The organism is Corynebacterium falsenii (genome assembly GCF_020099275.1).
In the GTDB taxonomy this organism is placed as follows: Bacteria; Actinomycetota; Actinomycetes; order Mycobacteriales; family Mycobacteriaceae; genus Corynebacterium; species Corynebacterium falsenii.
Genome location: NZ_CP083646.1, coordinates 687,888 through 711,872 on the forward strand (window position 1 = coordinate 687,888; position 23,985 = coordinate 711,872).

A 23,985-nucleotide genomic window follows, 5' to 3' on the forward strand; every position below is an offset into this window, starting at 1 on the left:
GCTACGTTGAGAAATAGAGGAAGACGATGAACGAACGAGATTTTAGCCAAGACCCCGGCGCCCCCGAGGCGACCGATCCCGAAGCTACCTCTGCCGAGCGCGCTGAAGCTGCCGCAGCGGAAGCCGCAGGTGAGGGCCGCGACGAGTTTGCTGGTGAATTCGCTGGCGAGAACCCGGCCTCCGCAGGTGCCGGTGCTGGTGCAGCGGGTGCGGACGGTGTCGGCGAGCCAATTATCGAGGATCCGGAGGCGGACGCCGCCGTGGAGGATGTCCTCGACGGTGAGGCCACCGGCGACCTCGAGGCAGCCCAGGACGCCGCCGTGGATGCAGCCGAAGAGGATGCCGCCCGTGCCACGGGTGACTCTGGCCTTCAGCAGCAGCTCAATGAGCGCACCGAGGATCTCCAGCGCGTCACTGCGGAGTACACGAACTACCGCCGCCGCGTGGAGCGCGACCGCGTTGCCGTCATCGAGGGTGCGAAGGCCGATGTGGCAAGCAAGCTGCTGCCCATCCTGGACGACCTCGACTTGGCCGAGTCCCACGGGGACCTCACCGGCCCGCTGAAGTCCGCAGCTGACAAGCTGCAGGGCGTGATGTCCGCCATCAAGGTGGAATCCTTCGGTGCCGAGGGCGAGGAGTTCAACCCTGACCTGCACGAGGCTGTGCAGGACACCAGCTCCGGCGACGACAAGGTGCTGGGCACCGTGCTGCGCAAGGGCTACCGCTTGGGCGACCGCGTGCTGCGGCACGCGATGGTGATCATCGCGGACGCCTAAGAGCTGACGCTCACGGCTAGCGTGTGTTGCGCGCAAGTCCGCGCACTGGCTAGGCGTGGCTCTGGGACAAACCAAAGGGGCGGCCACCCTACCTTCGCGAGGTAGGGCGGCCGCCCCTTTGTGCTGTGCTGCGCAGTCGGAACCGGTTCGCTGCCAGCGGCGGGGCGCCTAGTCCCTAGCCGCTAGCCGCTAGCCGCTAGCCGCTAGCCGCCGGCAGTGAGCCGTTAGGCGTTCTTGCGACGGCTGATCAAGGCAGCGCCGGTGGCCACAGCGGCTGCGCCGATGAGCAGCAGCGGGAAGGTGGCGATACCGGTGTTAGCCAGGTTGCCTCGGCTGCTGGAACCGTGCTGGCCACTGGAGTGGTTGCTTCCGGAGCCGCCATTGCTGTTGTTAGAGCCACCAGCGTTGGATCCACCAGTGTTGGAACCGCCGTTGCCGTTGTTGGAACCGCCGTTGTTGGAGCCACCGGGCGTCGTGGTGTCGGTCTCACCGGGCTTAGAAGGATTAGAGGGCTCTGGCTTGTCCGTTCCTTCGCCAGGCTTGCCGGGCTCAGTGGGCTCAGTCGTATCGGTGGGCTCGGTCGGGTCGGTTGGCTCAGTCGGGTCGGTCGTATCGGTGGGGTCAGTGGGGTCAGTGGGCTCAGTCGGGTCCGTCGTCTCAGTCGGCGGCACGACCTCGTCGGGATCGCAGCCCTCCTCGTTACCGGTGAGGTACTCGTTCAGGACTTAGGCTTTGGCGTCGGCGTCCGGCGTAGTCGGCAGGGTGATAGCGAAAGCGGACTGTGCGGGCATGGAGTCGATGTGCAAGGTGATGGTCTTGCCGTCGTCGGAGACTACCGGGGTGCCTGCACCGACAACGGGCTTGGTGTAGCCGTTGCCTGGCAGCTGGCCCATTCCGCCCTCGCCGGGGGCGAGGCCGGTGATGACCTTGATCTCGTCCTGCTTGCTGAAGGTCAGGCCTTCTGCGACCTTCACCGTGTAGTCGACGTCCTTGAGGTCCACGTCAGCCGCGCCGTAGAGGCGGTAGTACATGGGGTTGCTGTCCCAGCTATCGGCGTTGACCTTGCCGAGGGGCGAAGGATCCGTGCGGACGTAGTCATCGGACGAATCGTCGTAGTTGTTGGTCAGCCGGATTGCGCCGTTGTTGTCCCACCTATCGCGAGCAATGACGTCCCTGCCGCCGGGCAGGCGAACCGTCTGTCCGACGAGATTCACCACGCACTTTTCGCTCTCCGGAAGGCTCGGGGGAGTGATTCCGCAACCGTTGCGGTCCGGGCCGGACTCGCCGGTGATCGTTCCGGCGGCGACGAACGAGTCATTCTCGTTCGCTTGCGGAATTAGAACCGAAGCCACGAAGGTCGTGGAGGAATTCTCAGGTAGGTTGCCGAGGTCGACCACCCCGTCCTGGGGAACTGGGTTATCCAGGAGGTGCGGGGTGGTGTAGGGCAGGCCGGCCGCCGGAGCGAAACGAGCCGCTCCCCAGTCGGTGGATTCGTAGTTCCACTGGCCATTACCGGGGACATCGGGCAGATCGAGCTTGAGCTTCGCATTGTCCACGGCGTACTGGGTGCCGATGTAGTAGTGGAAGTTGAGCCGGAAGTTATCTCCACGGCCGGTGAAGTAGTGCTGGACCTCAAACTTTGCGGGGAACCGTAGACGGGGCTGACTTCCTTGATGAAGCCACCGTTGCTGTAGTGCACGGGGTTGCCCTCGAGATCGACCCAGAGGTCATCGACATTGCCGTTGTAGTAAGCGCCGATGTCAGCGGGATCGACCTTTTTGTCCACATCCATGACCGCGGATGCATACCAGTCGACCGAGCACTTCTGGCTGTTGTCGCCGGAGGTCGTGCCGGTGTTGGTGGCGTGTGCGGACGGGATGGCGAGGAAGCTCAACGGGAGCGCGAGCAAGCTGGCAGTTGCCAGGCGTGGGAATTTCTTCATTACTTATAAACCAAGCGTGTGTAGGCAGGTGGAGCGTGTGAGTGAGTGCTCCGTGACGCATTGCACGTTACTTGGAGAAAACTGACAGTTCAACAGATAAAATTAAGAAATATCTAATATGGAGCCTATTAAGTAGTTTTCTTTCTGCAGATATCTGCAGAGACGGCGCTGAGGCGCCGCCCCAACTCGCGCCTAGAACGGCTCCGGGCCGCCACCCGACCCCTCGAGTCCTTCAGGTCCCTCAGGGCCGTCCAGTCCTTCGTTGATCTTCGCCATGAGGTACGGGCTCGGCTTGACCTGAATCTCGGCCTGGCGCTCATCGTCGCCCCAGATGATGTCGGTAAACGTCTCCACCTGCCCCTCGTGCCACAGGTGCAGCCGAGGGCTAATCGAGCCCGGCTGCGACGTGTACTGTTCCGCGGCGATCGAGACCATGAGCCCGATGGAGTTCATCAACGACGCCCCGTTGGTCACCTCCCGCACCAGCGTGAGGTGGCGGTGCGGCATGGCGAAAATCAAGCCCTTGGAACGATCCACCTCCGGCGCGTACCGCTCCATAATCTCGTCCAGGAACAAGGGGATTGACCCGCCGAAGAAGCTGGAGGTTTCCAGCAGCCAGCAGCTTTCCTCCGCATTCGCGTCCTGCATCGACGGCGGCAGCGTACTGGCCTGGGACGCACCGAACCGCTGCTCCTCGCTGGGCGTGAATCGCACGGCGCTGAGGTCGGAGTCGATGAGCTCCTGCCAGAGGTTTCGGTAACCCATGCGGTACAGGTCCTCGACCGGACCGCGATCCTCCAAGGAGGAGGGGTTGAGATTCTCCACCGATTCCTCGCTGTCGAAGCACAGTCGAACGATTGTATCCTCGCTCCACGGCTGCACCGGCGAATCCTTGGTGAATAGTGGCTGTACGACTTCCGAATCGAGCTGTACATCATCACCGGAGCTGCTGGAGCCGCCGGAGTTCCCCGCGCCACCGGCACCCTGTGTGTCACCCTGGGCTGCCGTACCGATTCCCCCAGACTTCGTGCGGAACAGCGGCTGCGGGCCATTCTGATCCGATTCTGTGCGCAGGGTCACTGGCAGTCCCAACGCGTCCATGGCCCACTCTTCCCACTCCAGCGAGTCGATCGGCTGCAGGCGTACGCGCATGCCGCGGAAGAAGTCGGCGTCGCGGTAGCTGGTGGCGGGCCGGACACTCAGCAGGCTGGAGACGAAGGCGTGCACCACCTGCGGCATGTCCGCATCGATGTTCCGCAGGTTCGATACCTGGAGGTGGAGGTTGTCCAGGTGCACCGTGGAGGGCCGCCCACTCGGCGGGGTGATGCGTACGTCTTTGCCATTGACCTCGGCGTGGTAGCCGCGTTCGTTGAATGCCTTGACCAGGGTCTCCTCAAGCATGAGCCCCTGGTTCATCTTGAGTTTGTCGAAGACGGGGTGCGGTTGTTCCAGCTCGTCGAGGATTCCGTCTAACGGCTCGCCGCTGCCCGGGTCTTCCGGCGTGCTCGCGCCACCTTGCGGCTCTTCGTGACCGAAGAGCTTGTGCAGCCAGTTCCGCTTCTTGTCAGACATACTCTCTACTCTAACTACTTGTCTTTTCCACCGAATATTTCTCGTCGACGCCACTACGCGCCATCTGTCTTCCACCCAGCTCAGTGACCCTCGTGCAGCGACCCGTAACGGGCATGGGGTGGGAATAACCGTGGGGTGGCGTCGTTATAAAAAATAGGCAAGCAAAGTTCAGCGGGGTACACTCAAGATTGAGAGCAACACCCCAGCGTGAACAGCTATTTTAGAAACGACAAAAGGAGTGACCCATGGCACAAAGAGAATGGGCCGAGAAGGACTACTATGGCGACCTCGGCGTGTCCTCCACCGCCACAGCGGAGGAAATTAAGAAGGCCTATCGCAAGATAGCGCGCGAGGATCACCCGGACAAAAAGCCGGGGGATGCGGCGGCGGAGGAACGCTTTAAGAAGGCGTCCGAGGCCTATAGCGTGGTCGGCGATAAGGAAAAGCGCGCGGAGTACGACGAGCTAAAACAGATGCTCGCCAGCGGCGCGTTTAGCAGTGGCGGACCCGGATTCGGCGGCTACAGCAGTGGCGGCGGATTTAGCAGCTACGGCGGTGGCTTTAGCGGTGCCGGCAGCAGCGGCTTTAGCGGCGGAACGGGCGGATTCAACATGTCCGACCTGTTCGGCGACGGCGGCGGAGGGCTCGGCGACATGTTCGGCGGACTGTTCGGCGACGACATGGGCGGTGGTCAGCGTGGCCAGCGTACCCAGCGCGCAGGGCGCCAGCAGCGCAGCCGCGGCGCGGATGTGGAAACCGAGCTCACCCTCGACTTCCGCGAAGCTACCAAGGGCGTGACCGTACCGATCCGGCTCACCAAGCCGGAGCCGTGCGAGACCTGCCACGGATCGGGCGCTAAGCCGGGAACCTCGCCGGTGACGTGTAGCACCTGCAACGGCTCGGGCATGACGAACGAGCAGCGCGGCGCATTTGGATTCTCGCGCCCCTGCCCGGACTGCGCCGGAACCGGCACGGTGATTAAGGACAAGTGCACGGACTGCGGCGGAACCGGCCGGGTCACCAAGGCCCGCACCATCACCGTCCGCGTGCCCGCCGGCGTGGTGGACGGACAAAAGGTCCGCCTGGCTGGGCAGGGAGCTGCGGGCCAGAACGGCAAGCCCGCGGGCGACCTGTTCGTCACGGTGCACGTGCGGCCGGACAAGGTGTTCGAGCGCAGCGGCAACGACCTGAAACTTACCGTCCCGGTGAGCTTCAGCGAGCTCGTGCTCGGCGGCGTAGTGACCGTGCCCACCCTCGATTCCAAGGTGCGGGTGCGCATCCCGCAAGGCACCCAAGACGGCACCACGCTGCGCGTGCGTGGCCGCGGCGTGCACAAGCGCAACGGCACCAGCGGCGACCTGCTCGTGACCGTCAAGGTGGCCGTCCCGAAGAACCTGGACGAAGGCGCGATGAGTGCCTTGCGCAAGTTCGCTGAGGAAGAAAAGCGGTCCGGGTTCGACCCTCGTGAAGGATGGGAGGGTAACTGATGAGTGACAAGGATCGCGGGGCGAAGCGCAAGGTGTTCGTGATCTCCATGGCTGCGGAGATCACGGGCATGCACGCGCAGACCCTGCGAACGTACGACCGGATGGGGTTGGTGACCCCGGAGCGGACACGCGGCGGTGGCCGCCGTTACTCCCGGGAAGACATCGACCGGCTCATGGAGATTCAGCGCCTGTCCCACGAAGAGGGTGTGAACCTCGCGGGCATTAAGACCATCATTGACCAGCAGTCGCGCATCGACCAGCTGGAAGATGACAACGCTGCCCTGCGGCATCGGCTGGCTGAGGCGCAGGAGAAGATCCAAGCGCTGCTGGTCCAGGCTGGGCAGGCTGGACAGGGCGGCCAAGCTGGTCAAGCCGGGCCGGGTGGTTCGCCCGGCTCCGCTGTGGAGCGGCGCCGTGGCGAGATCGTCCACGTGCCACGGTCCACCGCCGTGGTGATGTGGGAGCCGCGGCGTCGGCGGCGGGGGAACTCGGGCAGCTAGCCCCAGTTACCCTTCCGTGCCGGGCAGCGGCTGTGGGGGAGTGCGGTACTCCACCGGAGTCTCGGAGAAACTGATGGGGTTGCGCACGCTCTTCTCGCCGTCGATATCCACGATGGGCGCCAGGCCCTCGGCCTCGGCGAATGCGAAAGCATCGGCCACGTTGTTTACCGGCCCCGCGGGCACACCCGCCTCGCGCAGCAGCGCGAACCATTCCTTGGACGTCTTCGTCCCCAGCGTGTGTTCCAGCTCGGCCACGAGATCCAGCCGGTGCATCACGCGCGAGGAATTCGTGGCAAACCTCGGCTCGGTAGCCAGATCCTCCCGGTCCATGCAGCGGCACAGCGCTTGGTACAGCGAGTCGTTGCCCGCCGCGATGGCGATGGATCCGTCAGCGGTGCGGAACACTTCGTAGGGTGCAATGGACGGGTGCTTATTGCCCTGCGCCACCCCGATTACGCCCGCGTTGAGGTACGCCGAGGCCTGATTGACCAGCGACGATAGCGCCGTAGAGAGCAAGTTGATCTCGATGTGCTGGCCTCGCCCGCCGCTATCCGGGTTCGCATCGCGGTGGTGCAGCGCCGCGAGGATGCCCATGCCCAGGTGCAGGCCGGTGAGCACGTCGATGAGTGCCACCCCTGCCTTCGTGGGTTCATCCGGGCTCGGCCCAGTAATGGACATCAGCCCGCCCATGGCTTGCACGACGAGGTCGTATCCACCCAGGTCGCGGCCTGCCCCGCTGCCAAAACCGGAGAGGGACGCGTAGACCACTGCGGGGTTGAGCTCCCTGGCGGCGTCGAACCCCAAACCCAGCTTGTCCATCGTGCCGGGCCGGAAGTTTTCGATGACCACGTCTGCCTCCGCAATGAGGTCACGCGCCGTGGCCAGGTCGTCTGGGTCGCGCAGGTCCAGCGCCACCGTGTTCTTGTTGCGGTTCACGCTGGCGAAGTAGGTGGAGATACCGCTATCGGTGACGGGCGGGGCCCAGTGACGGGTGTCGTCGCCCACTCCCTTGCGCTCGATCTTCGTGACGGTCGCGCCCATGTCCGCCAGCATCATGGTGGCGTAGGGGCCCGCGAGCACGCGGGAGAAGTCTGCGACCTTGATTCCGCTGAGCGCTCCCATTTACCGGAATGCCTCCTCGTCGGTGAGGGCCTTGCCGATGATGAGCTGGTGCATCTCGGCGGTGCCTTCGTAGGTGAGGACCGATTCCAGGTTGTTGGCGTGGCGCAGCGGCGAGTATTCCAGCGTGACACCCGAGGCGCCCAGCATGGTGCGGCACTGCCGGACGATATCCAGCGCAGCGCGGGTGGAGTTGAGCTTGCCGGTGCTGATCTGGTGCGGCGCGGCCTTGCCGGAGTCCTTGATGCGGCCGATCTGCAGCGCCAGCAGGGTGGACTTGTTTAGTTCCACGGCCATGTCGGCGAGCTTGGCCTGGGTGAGCTGGAACGCGGAGAGGGACTTGCCGAACACCTGGCGCTCGTGCACGTAGTCGATGGTGGTTTCCAGGGCGTCGCGCGCGGAGCCGATTGCGCCCCAGATGATGCCGTAGCGGGCCTCGTTGAGGCAGGTCAGGGGGCCGCGGAGGCTGTGCACCTCGGGCAGTCGGTTCTCCTCGGGCACGCGGCAGTTGTCCAGCACGATTTCTCCGGTGATCGACGCCCGCAGCGACAGCTTCCTGTGGATCTCCAGGGCGGTAAATCCAGGGGTGCCCTTCTCCACGATGAAACCGGCGAAGCCTTCGTCCGTACGGGCCCACACCACGGCCACGTCGGCGACGGGGGAGTTGGTGATCCACATCTTCGCGCCGTTGAGGACCCATTCATCACCGTCGCGGGTGGCGCGGGTCTTCATGGAGGCGGGGTCGGAGCCGGCATCGGGCTCGGTGAGGCCGAAGCAGCCGATGAGCTCGCCCTTGGCCATGCCGGGCAGGTACTTCTGCTTCTGCTCTTCACTGCCCCAGCGGTAGATGGCGTACATCGCCAGGGAGCCCTGAACGGAGACGAAGGAGCGCAGGCCGGAGTCCACGGCCTCGATTTCCATGCAGGCCAGGCCGTATTCCACGGCGGACATGCCGGGGCATTCGTAGCCTTCGAGGTGCATGCCGAGGGCGCCGAGCTCGCCGAACTTCAGGCCGAGTTCCTTGGCGGGCAGGGTGCCCTGCTCGAACCAGTCCTGGATGTTGGGGCGCAGCTCGCGGTCGGCGAAGTCGCGGACGGTGTTCTTGAGAAGCTGCTCGTCATCGCTGAGGAGCGAATCGAAGTTGGTGAGCTCGAGGGGGTGGATCATCCTTCAGTCTCCTTACGGATATAGGTAAGTGCGTGCGATATTCTGTAGTGTAGCTTACATCACTAGTTTCGTCTTGGGAAGCAATCGGAGGTAAACATGTTCCCCTTCCCTGAGGACCCCACCCCGGCACGGCCGAATCACCGCACGGTGGATCGCATCGCGGGCATCCTAGAGTTCGTCGCGCGCGAACGAGAGCCACAGAGCCTCACGAAGATCGCGCAAGCCGTGGGAGCGCCGGTCAGCTCCGTGCAGTCCCTCGTCAATGGGCTCACGGCCACGGGGTATCTCAAGGAGCAGGGGAAGGCGTACCGGTTGGGGTTGGCACCCTATTTCCTCACGGCCCTGGCTGGACAGCAGCTCGTGACGACGGTGACACACGAGATGCTCGAGGACATCGTTGCGGAAACCGGCTTCATTGTGGTGTTGGCCGTGCTCATCGGGGAGGACGTCTACTACGTGGATTACGCCTGCTCGGATCCGGCTTTTGAATACTTGGCGCAGAACCGGCTGAAGCGCCACCCGCTGGAGACTTCAGCGGGGTGGGTGCTGCTGTCTGGCCTGGACGTGCCCACGGCATGGAACTATCTCGCCGCCGCGGAGGGGAAACAGGAGCTTGTCGACCGATTCCAAAGGGAATATCCCACTCTTCGACAGACCGGCGAGTGTGTGGCGCCTGGGGTGGCGTCGAACGGGGCGGATGGCGTGGCCGTTGCGGTGCGCGACAGGAGCGCCGACCGGAGCGCAGCTAGAAGCGCAGGAACGGGCGCCGGTGCAAGCATCGAGGGCACGGCCGTGGCAGCGGTCAGTGTCATCGCGACCACCGAGGAGATCAGCGCGAATGCAGAACACATCATCGGCGTGCTCCGCAAGCACGCGCACCGTTGGAACTCTTAGGAGCTCGAGGGCTCTTAGAGGTTGATCTGGCCGTTGGCGATGAACACCAGCGCCAAGATGGCCGATGCCACGATGAGGGTGGAGATCACCCACTCGAAGGCGTTGAAGATGCGCTCGCTGGCGCTGATGCGCGTGAAAACGTACACAATCATGCCGGGCACGATGAGCAGCGTGCCGAGCAGCACGAACTGCAGCTCGGCGGCGTACAGCAGCCACAGCGAGTAACCGAAGGCCACCGCGGAGATGAGCAGGTGCACGCGGTTGGTGGAGCGGGGAACCTCGGGGCCGGTGAGGTCGAACTTCCGGCCGGCGTCTGGGTGCGAGATGCCGCGCCCGCGGGTGGCGAGGAACAGCAGGTACAGGCTGGCGAACACGTAGGGCACCAGGTACAGCGACGTGGCGAGCTGCACCATCGTGGTGTACGTGGACTGGTTGAGGTAGAACACCACGATGAAGATCTGGATGACCACCGCGGAGACGAACTGCGAGACGTACGGCGCGCCCATAGAGTTGGTGCGCCCGATGATCTTCGGAAGCAGCCCATCCTGAGCCATGAGGCTGATCGGCTCCGCGCAGAGCATCTGCCACGACACGTAGGCGCCGAGCACGGAGATGCACAGGCCGATGGAGATCAGTCCGCCGCCCCACGGGCCGACTACCTGCTGCAGCACCGCGCCCATGGAGTTATCGCCCATGGCCGCAAGCTCCTCGCGCGGCACCACGCCATAGGAGAGGAAGCTCACGGAGATCAGCAGGAAGAATACGGACACGAAGCCCAGGAACGTGGCGATGGAGACGTCCTTACGGTGCCGTGCGCGCTTGGAGTACGTGCTGGCACCCTCTACGCCGATGAAGGCCCACACGGTGAACAGCATCATGCCCTTGACCTGGTCGGTGACGGACATGGCGGTGTCCTGATTTTCGCCGAAGGTGGCGGCGCGGCCCCAGAAGTCAGAGGTAAACACTTCCGTGTTGAAGCCCAGGAAAGCCACGAGCACAAGGAATGCCACGATGGGCAGGATCTTTGCCACCGTGGTGATCACGTTCATGATGGCGGCCTGGCGAATACCGCGGGAGAGGATCACGAAGATGCCCCAGGTCAGCGCGGATACGCAGATGGCCTGGATGAGCGGCTGGTCGCCGTTGAAGACGGGGAAGAAGAAGCCCAGGGAGCTGAAGAACAGCGTGGCGTAGCCGACCTGCGCGATGATCGTGCCCAGCCAGTAACCCCACGCGGAGGCGAAGCCCACGAAGTCGCCGAGCCCGGCGCGCACGTAGGCGTACACGCCGGAGTCCAGGTGCGGCTTGCGCAGGGCGAGCGCCTGGAAGACGTAGGCGATGCACAGCATGCCCACGCCGGTGATGAGCCAGCCGATGAGGGCCGCGCCGGGGGATGCGACCGAGGCGATGTTCTGTGGCAACGCGAAGATACCCGCGCCCACGGTGGAGCCGATGATGAGGCTCACGAGGGTGCCCATCCGCACGGTGCGCGGATCGTCCTTGACGAGGACCTCGGGCGTGGAGGCGTTGGGTGCGTAGGTGTCGGCGCTCGCGCTGTCGTCGATCACCGTCTTCTTCACAACTCCGCCAGTTGCTGGGTTATCCCCACTATCTGTCTCTTTCACGGTTGTTACCGTACCGTGAATCAGCCCCGAGCACTACTGCGTTCCAAGTATTTCATCGCTTCTCGGCCCGCGCGCACTCCGGCCCTGTTCGCGCCCACGGTAGAGGCTGTGGAGCCGTACCCGACGAGCTTGACTCTCGGCTCCCGCGCCACGTCTACTTCCGAGGCCATGGTGATCCCGCCGCCGTGCTCCCGCAGGTGGAGTGGGCGCAGGTGATTGAGCGCGTGTCGGAATCCCGTGTTCCAAAAGATCACGTCGGCCTCGATGGTGGTTCCGGCGGGGTATGGCTGCCAGCTTACGGGAATCGCGAGATCCTCCGTGGGCTCGGGTTGGGCCTTGTTATATCCGACGCCACCAGCCAGCACCTCGCTAAACATCCCATGGGACACCAAGGTTCCCCGCTGCACAGCCCGAAGGTAGGCGGGTGTTTGGGGAATGCCTGTTGTGCTGACGACCGAGGGCGGGGTGTACCCACGGAAGGTGCGGCGCCGCACTGTTTCCTCAACGTGGTGGCCCCATTCCAGATCGAACGGGCGGTAGGAGAAGTTCGGTGCGCGGCGGGTGGCCCATGTTGTGGTGGTGACCTGCTCCAGTTCCAGGAGGAACTGCACGGCCGACAGTCCACCGCCGACGACTATGGTGTGTTTGTCGCGGAAGTCCTCGGCCGCGCGGTAGTTGACGGTGTGCAGCTGGGTGCCGCGGAAGTTCTCCATGCCGGGGATGTGGGGGATGTACGGCTGGGACCATGTGCCGGTGGCGGATAGCACTACGTCCGCGCTGATGTGGATGGAGCGCGGGGGTGCCGAATCGGTGCTGTTTCCGGGCAGTTCCACGGTGAGGATCAGCGGCGCGGGAGAGGATTCGCCGGCGGGGGAGGAGTCGCCGGCGGGGCGCGGGGAGGAATCGCTCACCGCGGTGACGTGCGCGGGGCGGATGATGGGCAGCTCGAAGGTGTCCTCGTAGCTGCCGTAGTAGTCGGCCACCACACTGGAGGCCGGCCGGTGGGTGTCTGCCTCCCCCATGGGCATGCCGGGCAGGTCGGCGATGCGGTGGGCTTTGCCCAAGGTGAGGGAGTCCCATCGGTGCCGCCATGCCCCGCCGGGGCCGTCGTTGGCATCGAGCACGATGAAGTCTTCCCACGGCGTCAGCCCACGCCGCCGCAGTTCGTGGGCGGCGGCGAGCCCAGCCTGACCGGCTCCGATGACCACGGCGGCGAAGCGGCGGTCGTTGTTCTGCGCGAGCCACGCGGAATTCTGAGCATTGCTCGTCATAGCTCACACAGTAGTGCAGTGATGCAGTCGTGCATGAACAGCGGAGCAGCGCAGTGGCGCACGCGCTGCGGAGCAGCGCCTGTCGGCACTCGTTGTCCTGCCATCAGGGGCTCACCTGCGGATCAGCGAGGTAAGAGCTGTGGGCATCGCCTTCGCCGCGGAAGCACACCAGCGCGTCCAGTATCTTGCGCCATGCGTACGAGTCCCACCCGGGCTGCGATTCTGCCGGCGACCCCCGGCCGGACTGTGGCGGCGAGCTGTAATTCGGCGCCGCTGGATCGGGGCCATGTACTCCGCCGAATGGCCCGGTGGTGAAGCTGATCATGTCGCCAGGCTGCAGCGTTGTTTCCACTCGACCATCGCCAGGTACGGTGCCCTCCCGTGTGTGCAACTCCAGTTCGGACGCCGAGGGAACGCGCGTTCCGGGGCTGCCCCAAAAGTGAATATTGTCCGCCGTGAGCCCTTGTTCTGCCGCAGTGCCCGTGACCACGGATCCGTAGCTGTATCCCACCACCGTGAGCTGCGCGTTCGGGTTGGCGGATCGCAATCCGCGCTGGAACTTTTCCAGCGAGCCCGATGCAGCGTGCGCAGCGAAAGGCAAGGATCCTACTGCTGTGTTCGAGGGGGCCTTGTAATCGTGCCACGCGACCACCGCCACGGAGCGTCCCTGCGCTGCCGCCTGCTCTACCTGGGTGCGAGCCCATGCGACCGTTCTTTCCGTCGCGCCGGGTTCGCTGGATCCCACGCCGCTGACCAGTGTGATGATCTGGTCTGCTTTTTCGACGTCGCCGACGGTCACGATCGGTCCGTTGGCTCCTGTGGTTTCCACAATCGGCACGCCACCGCCCGCGACTGCCTCGTGAGGGATGTCGCGCGCTGGCCCGGGCGCGGGCGGCGCTCCGCTCAGCATCGCGCGCAGCGCTGCCCCAGCGGCGGCGTCTAGGCCGGTGATGAAGGTGATGGCTGCGCGAAGGATCACACCAAGCGTCTGCGCCATCGCCGACAAACTGGATCCGACTGTAGGGAGAAGTGCCAGCGCCCCCGCGGATACATCGCCCGCTGGGCTGACGGTGAACCTCAGACCCCGCGCCACCGTCATCGCAGCCTGCACGGTTGTCCGGGCCCCACCCAGGGCCGACGCCTGGGCGTCCGTGACCGCTCCCGCCGCGGATACCGTGAACCCCAGCGCCTCCAGCGGGGCCGACGAGGTATCCGCCGCCCGCGACGCCGCGTCCGCCGCACTTCCCGTCCATATCTCGCCCCACTCGGCGGTGTCCCGCGCCCACGAGGCATCGTCTTGCACGCCGTCACCGAAGAAGCGTAGTTGTTCGGCGAGCTTCGCCAATCCTGCGGCGTCGCTGTGTTCGAGGTCCGCTACCGTGATGCTCATCGCGCACCGTCCAGGGCGTTCGCGTTCACACTGTCTTGGTTATCGACGCCATCAGCGAACCGCATGATCGATAGCGTCGTGGCTAACAGCTGCTCCCCATGTCCACGGATAGCGCGGCCGCCCTCGGTGCACAGGTGCGCAAGAGCGCCGGGGAAGATGTTCCCAGCGATCGTCGGGGGACTTTCGCCCGCGAGGGCCGTGCCAAGATTCTGACAGTGCTCTGCCGCAAGCTCGAGGTTCGAGCAGCGCCGGTGCACACCGGGGGTGTGGATGGACAAGGTGGTGAGATAGGAGATGTTGAGCATGAGATCGAGTCCTTGTGGTGCGAGCTTGGGGTCTTGGAGTCTTGGGGGCTTGGAGGTCTTTGGAAGCGTGTGCCTTTGAGATCTAGCGCCGCCGCGTGTGCGGTTCTCGGGACAGGCAGGCCGGGGCATGACCGGAACACGGCTGAGGGTAGGGGAGGGTGTGGCGTCGAGACGAGAAAGAAAAAAGGCGGCCTGTGGATAACTGAGAGTTATCCACAGGGGAGGAAAATTGATCGGTCGTTGAGGGGCGCGATGTCGCTAAGATCGCTACGCTGGTGGGTATGCGAATCGCAGTGATCCAGATGAACGCCGAACCCGATGTGGAAGCCAACCTGGCTCGCATCCTGAAATACATTGCATCCGGCGCGGCCAACGGGGCAGACCTAGTGGTGTTCCCGGAAGCTGCGATGTTCCCCTTCGACAGTGGTCGTCTCGACCAGGTTGCGCAGCCCATTGACGGGCCGTTCGCGCAGGCGATCATCGAGACCGCCAAGAAGCACGGCACCACCGCCGTGGTGGGAATGTTCACGCCCGCGGACACGGTGTACCGCGATCCCTCGGGTGAGCTCAAGGAGGAGCCGCCGAAGGACTCCGGTGAAGCCAACCGCTTCCACCGCGTGTACAACACCCTGTTGGTCGCGGGGCCGGACTACGTGACGCACTACGACAAGATCCACACCTACGATGCCTTCGGCTACCGCGAATCCAACACGGTGAAGCCGGGCAAGCGGCGCGTGGTCGTGGACGTCAAGGGCGTGCAGGTGGGCCTGGCGACGTGCTACGACATTCGCTTCCCCGGACACTTCGTGGCCATGGCCGCGGCGGGCGCGAAGGTCATGGTTGTGCCCGCAAGCTGGGCAGACGGCCCCGGCAAGCTGGAGCAGTGGCGCGAGCTGACAGCGGCTCGTGCGCTGGATTCGACCTCGTACTTGGTGGCAGGCAGCATGGCTCGTCCGGGCTCGCCGGAGCGCTACGGCCAAGCTGATGGCCCGACTGGCATTGGCCACTCTGTGGTGATTGGCCCGAACGGTGCTCGACTCGCGGAGACTGGCTATGCGGCGCAGGTGCTGACCGTGGATATTGACCCGAACTTCGTGGACAAGGTGCGCAAGTCCTTGCCGGTTCTGCAGGGGCACAAGCAGGACCGCGAGCTGGGCGTGGCGGTCGACTGCGTGGAGTAAGCGCAGGCCTGCGGTGGGGTGGGGTTAGTCCGGATCCATCTGGATGAGATCCGGATCGGCGCCGGCGGCGAGGAACACGTTGACCACATCACGCTTCATCGACGGGCTTCCGGCGATGAGAATCTCCGCGTTCCGCCACTGGGCACGATCAAGCGCAACGTCTCCCACGAGGCCGTGGACCCATTCGTTGCGAGGAATGGCAAGCTCAATGCCATCCGCGCGGAACTCGGTGGATTCCTTGGGATTCGTGCCCGCGGGTATGCGGCTGCGCTCGGACACGGCCGTGACCTGAAGCCAGTCAAACGCATCGTCGAGGCTCTTGAGACCCTGCCAGTCGTAGAGCTCGCCGGGGTTCTGTGCGCCGAAGTAGAGCTGGACACTCGGGGGATTATCCTGCCCCGCGAGATCTAGAATGATCGATCGCAAGGGTGCAAGGCCAGTGGAACCTGCGATCATGACAACCTGGCGATCGCCCGATACCTGCAGGTGACCATACGGGTTGGCCACCACCCAGCGCTCGCCGACGACCGTATTGTTCACAATGCCCTCGGAGAATGGCCCGGCTGCGCGGACGTGAAACTCCACGAGTCCGTCATCATTGCAGGGATTGGCGGGGGAGAGCCTGCGCCACACCTGGGGAGTGTGCGGGGTGCGGACCTCCACGAACTGTCCGGGCCAGAAAGGCAGCGGCGGATCGAGCTGCACGCGCACCACGGCCACCTTTGAGCAGCGATGCTCCACTGCGAGGACGGTGGCCTGGGCGGTGGCGTGCACTCCGTCGGTGCGGTCCTCTTCCGCGCCATAGGCCAGGAGGGAACACGTGAGCTCGGTGATGTCCGTAAGCTCCTTCGTGTCCTCCATGTACTTGTTGATGGAGTTGATGGCGGCTTCGCCGAGTGCTGCGTAGTGCTCTTGCTCGAGGCCGTGCTTGCGGAAGTCTCGGCCGGTGGCGACGAGGAACTCGCCGCGGGTGGAATCGAATTCGCCTGCGGCGGTCACTCCGGCTTCGAGGAAGTCGAGGATCTGCTCAATGTAGATCTCGTCGAGGTTGAGGGTCTCGGAAAAGTCGGTGGCGAAGTTTCCGGATGCCGTGTTGTCCGGGTCGTTCAGCCTGTCCGGTCCGTCCGGATTCCGGACGGAGCCAGCGTGGTGGGGGATATGCACGGGAGCGGGGGTGAGTCCCTGCTTCCGCATAGCGCGCCGAGCCGTGCGGATGATGAGATCGCGCTTGAGCTGGGCTTCCTCGACAAGTTCCCGTAAAGGACGATTGTCATTGGATGCGTGGCGTGCCACCGACTCAATCCTCCTTGATGATGGTCCGGAACGTACAGGGGGTACTAGGTGTACGGGTGCGTACAGGGCGCACAGGTGCGTACTAGGTGTACGGGAGCGTACAGGGGCATGCAGGGCAACCGGGTTAGCGCGGCACTGCTGCACGTAATGCCTTACAGATTACTCATTGTCGCTGTGGAGGAAACCTCGCATTCCTCGATACCTGCCCTTTCATCACCAAAACTGTGATCCATTTCATCCTATGCGCACAAGTTGAGTGGAATAGACTCAAGGTAAACGTGGTTGAGTCTAGTGAACTCAAGTACAATGATGGACAGACTGCTTGTAGGAGGTAACAATGTCCAGCTTTAATCCCACAACGAAAACACAGGAGGCCATGCAGGCTGCCTTGCAGGATGCCTCCGCAAAGGGCAACCCTGATATTCGCCCGGCACACCTGCTGGTAGCGCTGCTCGAGCAGCAGGACTCTATCGCCCTGCCCGTGCTCCAGGCTGCCGGAGTAGAGCCGCAGAGCATCCTGGCTGAGGCCAAGCGGATCGTGAACAACTATCCGCAGGCCAGCGGCAGCAACATGGCTAATCCGCAATTCAACCGCGATGCCCTCAACGCGCTGACCGCAGCCCAGGAGCTGGCCGAGCAGCTTGGCGATACGTATGTGTCCACCGAGGTGCTGCTCGCCGGTATCGCCAAGGGCGAATCCGAAGCCGCTAAGGTTCTACACGATAAGGGTGCTACGTATGACGCCATCAAGGGCGCATTCGAATCAGTCCGCGGTAACCGCAAGGTGACTACCGAGGAGCCGGAAGGTCAGTTCCAGGCCCTGGAGAAGTACTCCACGGATCTGACTGCCCGCGCCCGCGAGGGCAAGATCGACCCGGTGATTGGCCGTGACCAGGAGATCCGCCGCGTGGTTCAGGTGCTGTCGCGCCGTACCAAGAATAACCCCGTGCTCATCGGCGAGCCCGGCGTTGGTAAGACCGCCATCGTAGAGGGCCTTGCCCGCCGCATCGTGGCCGGCGATGTGCCGGAATCGCTGCGCGGTAAGAAGCTGATCGCTCTGGATCTGGGATCCATGGTGGCCGGTGCGAAATACCGCGGCGAATTCGAGGAGCGCCTCAAGGCTGTTCTGGACGAGATTAAGGGCGCCGAGGGTGAGGTCATCACCTTCATCGACGAGCTGCACACCATCGTGGGTGCAGGCGCCGGTGGCGATTCCGCCATGGACGCAGGCAACATGATTAAGCCGCTGCTCGCCCGCGGTGAGCTGCGCCTCGTCGGCGCCACCACCTTGGACGAGTACCGCAAGTACATCGAAAAGGATGCCGCGCTGGAGCGCCGTTTCCAGCAGGTCTACGTGGGTGAGCCGACGGTGGAGGACACCGTGGGTATCCTGCGTGGCCTCAAGGAGCGCTACGAGGTGCACCACGGCGTGCGTATCCAGGACTCTGCCTTGGTGGCGGCCGCCAGCCTGTCTGACCGCTACATCACCAGCCGCTTCCTGCCGGATAAGGCCATCGACCTGGTCGATGAGGCCGCTTCCCGCTTGCGCATGGAGATCGACTCCCGCCCGGAGGAGATCGACAATGTGGAGCGCGTGGTGCGCCGCCTCGAGATCGAAGAGATGGCGCTGGCAAAGGAGACTGATGCGGCGTCGAAGGATAGGTTGGAACGCCTGCGCAGTGAACTCGCCGATGAGCGGGAGAAACTGGCTGGCCTGACCGCCCGGTGGGAAAACGAGAAGGGCAGCATCGACAGCTTGCGCGAGCTCAAGGAAGAGCTCGATAGCCTGCGTCGTGAGTCTGAGATCGCCGAGCGCGAGGGCAACTTCGCCAAGGTCGCCGAGCTGCGCTACGGCCGGATTCCGGACGTGGAGAAGAAGCTCGCCGCAGCGGAGGAAACCGTTGCTGAGCAGCAGGAAAGCATGATGCTCACCGAGGAGGTCACTCCGGACACGATCGCGGACGTGGTCAGCGCGTGGACGGGCGTGCCTGCGGGCAAGATGCTGCAGGGCGAGACCGAAAAGCTGCTGAACATGGAGCTGGTGCTGGCCGGACGTGTGGTTGGTCAGGAGAAGGCTGTGAACGCGGTGTCCGATGCGGTCCGTCGATCGCGCGCTGGCGTGGCCGATCCGAACCGGCCGACCGGTAGCTTCCTGTTCCTCGGCCCCACGGGTGTGGGTAAGACGGAGCTGGCCAAGGGCCTGGCGGACTTCCTGTTCGACGACGAGACCGCAATGGTGCGCATCGACATGTCCGAGTACGCCGAGAAGCACTCCGTGGCTCGCCTCGTGGGTGCGCCTCCCGGATACGTTGGCTACGATGCCGGTGGTCAGCTCACCGAGGCCGTGCGGCGCCGCCCCTACACGGTGGTGCTGTTCGACGAGGTGGAAAAGGCTCACCCGGATGTCTTCGACGTGCTGCTGCAGGTCTTGGACGAAGGTCGCCTGACCGATGGCCAGGGTCGCACGGTGGATTTCCGCAACACGATCCTGATCCTGACCTCCAACTTGGGTGCCGGTGGTACCGAGGAGCAGGTCATGGAAGCGGTGAAGCGTGCGTTCAAGCCGGAGTTCATTAACCGTCTGGACGATGTGCTGATCTTCGATCCGTTGACCGAGGAGCAGTTGGAGTCCATCGTGTCTATCCAGATCCGCGCCCTTGCCGAGCGGTTGGCTGCTCGCCGGTTGGTGTTGGATGTATCCGACGCCGCCAAGAAGTGGCTGGCCGAGCGGGGTTACGATCCGGCTTACGGCGCCCGCCCGTTGCGCAGGCTGATTCAGAAGGCCATCGGCGACGAGCTGGCGAAGAAGCTGCTCGCCGGTGAGATCCGGGATGGCGACACGGTTCGCGTGGATGTTGCCGAGGGCGATGCTGATCAGTCCAAGGACCTGGCCACGGAACCGGGGCTGCGGATCTACTCGGTCGGCAACGAGGATGACGAGAGCTAGCAACATGGCTGTGCTGCAATAACCACATGGGAGGCCACTTTGGCCACTCGATTGAGCCCAGCTTGCAGGTGCTTCACCTGCGAGCTGGGCTTCTTCTATGGATCCTGGACGGGTTCTATTGATCCTCGACGGGGAATGTTGCACCAAAGAACGGTCCTTGACGATCGAATCCTAGCGGGTGAATCCAGCGGGCGTGTAGGGTGTGAGTCAGGCCACAGTTTGTGTGGCAAAACTATACCCTAGGAGCTTCCATGACTGTCTACGCAGACCCCGGCACCCAAGGCGCCCTCGTCACCTTCAAGGAGCGCTACGACAATTACATCGGCGGGCAGTGGGTCCCACCCGTCGATGGCGAGTACATGGACAACGTCACGCCCATCACCGGCGAGGTGTTCTGCCAGGTTCCGCGCTCCAAGGAAGCGGACATCACCAATGTCATCGAGGCTGCCCACAAGGCCAAGGCTGATTGGGCGGCTACCTGCGTGCAGGATCGCAGCAACCTCCTACTGAAGATCGCGGATCGTCTCGAAGAAAACCTGGAGATGCTCGCCGTCGCCGAGACCTGGGATAACGGCAAGGCCGTGCGCGAGACCCTCGCGGCCGACATTCCTCTGGCGGTCGATCACTTCCGCTACTACGCCGGAGCTCTGCGCGCCCAGGAGGATCGAACCTCCCAGATCAACGATGACCTCATCGCCTACCACTTCCACGAGCCGCTCGGCGTGGTCGGGCAGATCATCCCCTGGAATTTCCCCATCCTCATGGCTGCGTGGAAGATCGCTCCGGCCCTGGCGGCGGGTAATGCCATCGTGCTGAAGCCGGCTGAGCAGACCCCGGCCTCCATCCTTGTCGTCCTGGAGCTCATTGAAGACCTCATCCCAGCCGGGGTGCTCAACGTGGTCAACGGTTTGGGAGAGGAGGCAGGTGCGGCCCTGACGGCGTCGGAAAAAATCGACAAGATTGCCTTCACTGGATCGACCGAGATTGGCAAGGTCATTAATAAAGCTGCCGCGGACAAGCTCATTCCGGTGACGCTGGAGCTGGGTGGAAAGTCGCCGAGCGTGTTCTTCAAGGATGTCATGGATGAGGATGACGACTTCCGCGCGAAGTGTGTGGAAGGCCTGGCGATGTTCGCGCTGAACCAGGGTGAGATCTGCACCTGCCCCTCGCGCGCATTGGTGCACGAGGATATTGCCGAGGAGTTCCTGCAGCTCGCCATCGAGAAGGTGCGGAGCATCAAGGTTGGAAATCCGCTGGATACGGACGTGATGATGGGCGCGCAGGCGTCGCAGGAACAGATGGACAAGATCACGGGCTACCTGCAATCCGGGCCGGAAGAGGGCGCGGAGGTGCTCACCGGCGGCGGCATTAATGAGGTGTCTGGGCGCTCGGGTGGGTTCTACATCGAGCCGACGATCTTCAAGGGCACCAACGATATGCGCCTGTTTCAGGAGGAGATCTTCGGTCCGGTGCTGGCGGTGACCACGTTCAAGGACTTCGACGAGGCGATCCGCATCGCGAACGACACCGAGTATGGCCTGGGCGCGGGCGTGTGGTCGCGCAATGGCACGGTGGCCTACAAGGCTGGTCGCGCGATCCAGTCCGGGCGAGTGTGGGTGAACAATTACCACGCTTACCCGGCGCACGCGGCGTTCGGTGGCTACAAGAAGTCCGGCCTGGGCCGCGAGACGCACTTGATGATGCTGGACCACTACCAGCAGACGAAGAACCTGCTGTGGTCCTACGACGAGAAGCCGACCGGGTTGTTCTAGCGGTTGTTTGTTTGGGGGGTTGGGTGGTGGCCTAGCTGTGGCCGTATCCTTTTCGTTCGACTCTTTTGCGTTCGACGCCACCAGCCCGCGCTGCTTGGGGTTCAGCGCGGGTGGTTGCAGGTAGTGCCTGCGCAGGCGCCGTGCGGACTCTCCACAACCTGCCCCTGCTTGAATTCCATCCGGGTAGTCCGCCTGAATAGTTTTCGAAAATGTTCCCGAAACCTCTTGCCCGGTGTCGCACACACCTGTACTATAAAAGGTAACAACAGAACACGGGGACACCACACCACGGGGAAACATCAAACCTAGCTCGGATACGCCGGTTAATTAGCAGGTGCATCGGGGTTATATCCCCGGTGGTGTCACGGATCATGTAGGAATTTTGTAGGGGAATTATTCAGGGGGAAGGTCACCATGACCACCACACAACACGCCGAAGAGTCGATCAATCCAGTCGAATACACAAACGATACCAACAACGATAACAGCGCCGATAACGCTGCCACTGGTGCCGCCGATCTGGCCACGCATGTTGATGTCATCGAAGCATCCATGGCTGTGGTCACCGACATCCTCACCAACCCCACCGCGGAGTTGTTCCACACCCACCGCGCCGACATCATCCGCCTACTCACAACCATCAGCCACACCGACACCCTCTACGCCGCATTCGCTTACGCTGCCCACGAAGCGGGCATCTCCCGTGCGGCGGGCACGACACGGACGTCGACCTACCTCGCGAGGTTGTTGGACAGCTCCGAGTACCAGGCACGACAGTGGATCAACCTTGGGATAAGCCTGTATAAACCACCCGAACCACCGGCAGACGACACTGACGGGGATGCCAGCGACAGCACCGCTGAAGACCCGGGCGACAACGGTGACACCGACGATGCCCCGAGTCGCGTCGACCAACTCGCCGAACGCCGCCGAGCACACGAGGCCCACCAAGCCCATTTGGCCGCCCAAGCACAGGCACGCAAACAAGCCCGGAAGCTTAGCGATGCGAAACTGGCGGAGATCAACCGCGAACTCGAACACCTCCACCCCAGCCTGCACACCGAGCATCACCACGTCTTGTTCGACAACGCCACCACCATGGCAACAACCACCACCGTCGAAGACCTCAAACTTACCTTGCGCACCCAAGTCCGCACGCTGAATAGCACTGTGGTGGACCCGACCGCTGACTACCGGGCACGCAAACTCCTCTGGTCACCCGCCGACACCAACGGCAACATCCGCCTCACCGCCGTCCTACCTAGGACTGGGCATGCATTGTTGGAAACCCTGATGTCACCGGCACGGCTAGCGGCCTTCGACCGCAGTCGTGGGGTGAACACAGACGAAGACCGTAGAACCATGGCTCAACGCCGGGCGGATGTGTTCATGTCCATGTTGGAAACCTGGGCCGAGGATGCTGACGCCGCCACCGCCCCACGCACACGAGGACTGGCGTCTTTGGTGGTGGCGTTGTCCGCTAAGGATCTCACCACACTGCCCACCAACACCACCAGTGATGACGTCGGTGCCGGTGCCATCACTACCGGCACTATCGGCCACAGCTCGAGCGGTGCCGTTGGTGCAGCCCCTGCAGCACCTCCCACTGCCGAGTCGGTCAACGCACCTGGCGTGTGGTTCCCCACAAACACCAACGCACGGCTGCACCCCATCGATATTCTTCGACTGGGTTTGGCTGAGCATGATCTAGGGGTAGTGCTCGATCCGGATTCCGGACGCTCCCTTGCTTCAGCGCGGATGAAGCGGCATGCCACGGTGGAGCAGAAGCTCATGCTTGTTGCCGAGCAGCTGTGTTGTGCGTATCCGGGGTGTAACCGGGCAGCGGTGGACTGCGATGTTCACCACATCACAGCCTGGTCCCATGGGGGACGCACGAGCATTGATAATTTGACGTTGTTGTGTCGCACGCATCATCGGATGAATAGGGATCAACATGACGGTGGTGTGGGTATGGGCCATGCCGAGGTTGATCCGGATTCCGGACGCGTCGGCTGGAGGGAAGCCCGCCACACTCATGAGGGGTTACCGGATCTGCCTGGGGCGCCACCACCAGATACTGAACCAAAGACAGATCCATCACCGGCCACCGAATCCTTAGGTTCGGGCACGCGCGCACGCCCGCGTCCGCACCCGCGGTTGAGCGACACGGTTGTGGTGAATACGTCCACCACTGCCAGCCAGGCCCCCGGCGCCAAGGTGCCGGATCAGGATTGGGGCAGCACGGAGGTCCAGGCACTGTTCGACCCACCACAGTCCCCGGGACGCCGCAGTGATCGAGCATCATGACCAACCACCAACACCCAGCACCAACATTGAGCGTCACCCCAAACCCAAGCCCGAACCGAACCGAGCCGATCCGGAATCCGGACGCAAAGGCGAACGAAAAGGATGTGAAAGCAAACCACTCGAGCTAGGGGCTCATACAACCAACCCCTGGCCAACTCCGAAAACCATCTCACTGGGGTGCAGGTTCGTTTACCTCTTATGTGATTGATACATTAAATCAACGGCAAAATATGTGAATTTCTCAGGTATGTGGCGTTGGTTGTACCGCGTTTCCGGTTGTCGTGTTCGGCCGCTCCCGGCCGTTCCCAGCCGACCTCGGCGGAGAGCCGACCGCTCACACGCGAGCTTGTTCAAAGCGACCGAGCTAGCCTCGCCAACCTCGCCTGCCTCGGTTGGGCGCTTCTGCCGAATCTCCGAATGGACTGACTTGATCACTG

The 23,985-nt window shown here is 63.4% G+C and carries 18 protein-coding genes; 8 read left to right on the forward strand and 10 right to left on the reverse strand.

Going from position 1 to position 23,985, the window contains the following annotated elements; all coding sequences use genetic code 11:
• The first annotated feature begins 26 nt into the window (after positions 1 to 26).
• Positions 27 to 776: a nucleotide exchange factor GrpE gene (gene grpE, locus LA343_RS03080; RefSeq protein WP_025401898.1), complete on the forward strand. Its 750-nt coding sequence runs from the start codon at positions 27 to 29 to the stop codon at positions 774 to 776.
• A 224-nt stretch (positions 777 to 1,000) separates the two neighbouring features.
• Here the strand turns inward: grpE and LA343_RS03085 are convergent, their stop codons facing one another.
• The 3 genes from LA343_RS03085 to LA343_RS03095 form a co-directional block, all read right to left on the reverse strand.
• Positions 1,001 to 1,447 (reverse strand): LPXTG cell wall anchor domain-containing protein, encoded by a 447-nt coding sequence (locus tag LA343_RS03085; protein ID WP_025401899.1) that lies wholly within the window; start codon positions 1,445 to 1,447, stop codon positions 1,001 to 1,003.
• Positions 1,448 to 1,501: 54 nt separating this feature from the next.
• Positions 1,502 to 2,332: a hypothetical protein gene (locus LA343_RS03090; protein ID WP_025401900.1), complete on the reverse strand. Its 831-nt coding sequence runs from the start codon at positions 2,330 to 2,332 to the stop codon at positions 1,502 to 1,504.
• A gap of 578 nt (positions 2,333 to 2,910) precedes the next feature.
• Entirely contained in the window at positions 2,911 to 4,290 is a 1,380-nt protein-coding gene (locus LA343_RS03095) for a hypothetical protein (RefSeq protein WP_025401902.1), read from the reverse strand.
• A gap of 245 nt (positions 4,291 to 4,535) precedes the next feature.
• Here LA343_RS03095 and dnaJ point away from each other — a divergent pair, with 245 nt between their 5' ends.
• Both dnaJ and LA343_RS03105 read left to right on the forward strand, forming a co-directional pair.
• Complete coding sequence (dnaJ, locus tag LA343_RS03100) at positions 4,536 to 5,777, forward strand: molecular chaperone DnaJ (protein ID WP_025401903.1); 1,242 nt, start codon at positions 4,536 to 4,538, stop codon at positions 5,775 to 5,777.
• Positions 5,777 to 6,277 carry a heat shock protein transcriptional repressor HspR gene (locus LA343_RS03105; RefSeq protein ID WP_025401904.1) on the forward strand — a complete coding sequence of 167 codons (501 nt, stop codon included), beginning with the start codon at positions 5,777 to 5,779 and terminating at the stop codon, positions 6,275 to 6,277. The genes dnaJ and LA343_RS03105 overlap by 1 nt, the downstream gene beginning before the upstream one ends.
• A gap of 6 nt (positions 6,278 to 6,283) precedes the next feature.
• Here the strand turns inward: LA343_RS03105 and LA343_RS03110 are convergent, their stop codons facing one another.
• Together LA343_RS03110 and LA343_RS03115 are read right to left on the reverse strand one after the other, a co-directional pair.
• Positions 6,284 to 7,399, reverse strand: a complete 1,116-nt coding sequence (locus LA343_RS03110) for a CaiB/BaiF CoA transferase family protein (RefSeq protein ID WP_025401905.1) — start codon at positions 7,397 to 7,399, stop codon at positions 6,284 to 6,286.
• On the reverse strand, positions 7,400 to 8,563 hold the full coding sequence (locus LA343_RS03115) for an acyl-CoA dehydrogenase family protein (protein ID WP_025401906.1): 1,164 nt from the start codon (positions 8,561 to 8,563) through the stop codon (positions 7,400 to 7,402).
• 96 nt (positions 8,564 to 8,659) lie between these two features.
• On the opposite strand from LA343_RS03115, the gene LA343_RS03120 reads away from it, so the two are divergent.
• Positions 8,660 to 9,457 carry an IclR family transcriptional regulator gene (locus tag LA343_RS03120; protein WP_025401907.1) on the forward strand — a complete coding sequence of 266 codons (798 nt, stop codon included), beginning with the start codon at positions 8,660 to 8,662 and terminating at the stop codon, positions 9,455 to 9,457.
• A gap of 14 nt (positions 9,458 to 9,471) precedes the next feature.
• Here the strand turns inward: LA343_RS03120 and LA343_RS03125 are convergent, their stop codons facing one another.
• From LA343_RS03125 to LA343_RS03140, 4 genes are all read right to left on the reverse strand, one after another.
• On the reverse strand, positions 9,472 to 10,941 hold the full coding sequence (locus LA343_RS03125; protein WP_039911087.1) for a basic amino acid/polyamine antiporter: 1,470 nt from the start codon (positions 10,939 to 10,941) through the stop codon (positions 9,472 to 9,474).
• Positions 10,942 to 11,102: 161 nt separating this feature from the next.
• Entirely contained in the window at positions 11,103 to 12,353 is a 1,251-nt protein-coding gene (locus LA343_RS03130; protein WP_025401909.1) for an NAD(P)-binding domain-containing protein, read from the reverse strand.
• 103 nt (positions 12,354 to 12,456) lie between these two features.
• Positions 12,457 to 13,743 carry an alpha/beta hydrolase gene (locus LA343_RS03135; protein ID WP_025401910.1) on the reverse strand — a complete coding sequence of 429 codons (1,287 nt, stop codon included), beginning with the start codon at positions 13,741 to 13,743 and terminating at the stop codon, positions 12,457 to 12,459.
• Positions 13,740 to 14,048 carry a hypothetical protein gene (locus LA343_RS03140; RefSeq protein ID WP_025401911.1) on the reverse strand — a complete coding sequence of 103 codons (309 nt, stop codon included), beginning with the start codon at positions 14,046 to 14,048 and terminating at the stop codon, positions 13,740 to 13,742. Before LA343_RS03140 ends, LA343_RS03135 begins: the two co-directional genes overlap by 4 nt.
• Positions 14,049 to 14,329: 281 nt before the next feature.
• On the opposite strand from LA343_RS03140, the gene LA343_RS03145 reads away from it, so the two are divergent.
• Positions 14,330 to 15,229: a carbon-nitrogen hydrolase family protein gene (locus LA343_RS03145; protein WP_025401912.1), complete on the forward strand. Its 900-nt coding sequence runs from the start codon at positions 14,330 to 14,332 to the stop codon at positions 15,227 to 15,229.
• Positions 15,230 to 15,253: 24 nt separating this feature from the next.
• On the opposite strand, the gene LA343_RS03150 is transcribed toward LA343_RS03145, so the two are convergent.
• On the reverse strand, positions 15,254 to 16,522 hold the full coding sequence (locus LA343_RS03150; protein ID WP_025401913.1) for an FAD-binding oxidoreductase: 1,269 nt from the start codon (positions 16,520 to 16,522) through the stop codon (positions 15,254 to 15,256).
• 337 nt (positions 16,523 to 16,859) lie between these two features.
• Between LA343_RS03150 and clpB the strand changes: the two genes are divergently transcribed.
• The 3 genes from clpB (at position 16,860) to LA343_RS03165 (ending at position 23,548) form a co-directional block, all read left to right on the forward strand.
• Positions 16,860 to 19,469 carry an ATP-dependent chaperone ClpB gene (clpB, locus tag LA343_RS03155; RefSeq protein ID WP_025401914.1) on the forward strand — a complete coding sequence of 870 codons (2,610 nt, stop codon included), beginning with the start codon at positions 16,860 to 16,862 and terminating at the stop codon, positions 19,467 to 19,469.
• 251 nt (positions 19,470 to 19,720) lie between these two features.
• Entirely contained in the window at positions 19,721 to 21,241 is a 1,521-nt protein-coding gene (gene exaC, locus LA343_RS03160) for an acetaldehyde dehydrogenase ExaC (protein WP_025401915.1), read from the forward strand.
• A gap of 414 nt (positions 21,242 to 21,655) precedes the next feature.
• Positions 21,656 to 23,548, forward strand: coding sequence for an HNH endonuclease signature motif containing protein (locus tag LA343_RS03165; protein WP_025401916.1), 1,893 nt, complete (start codon positions 21,656 to 21,658; stop codon positions 23,546 to 23,548).
• Positions 23,549 to 23,985: the final 437 nt, after the last annotated feature.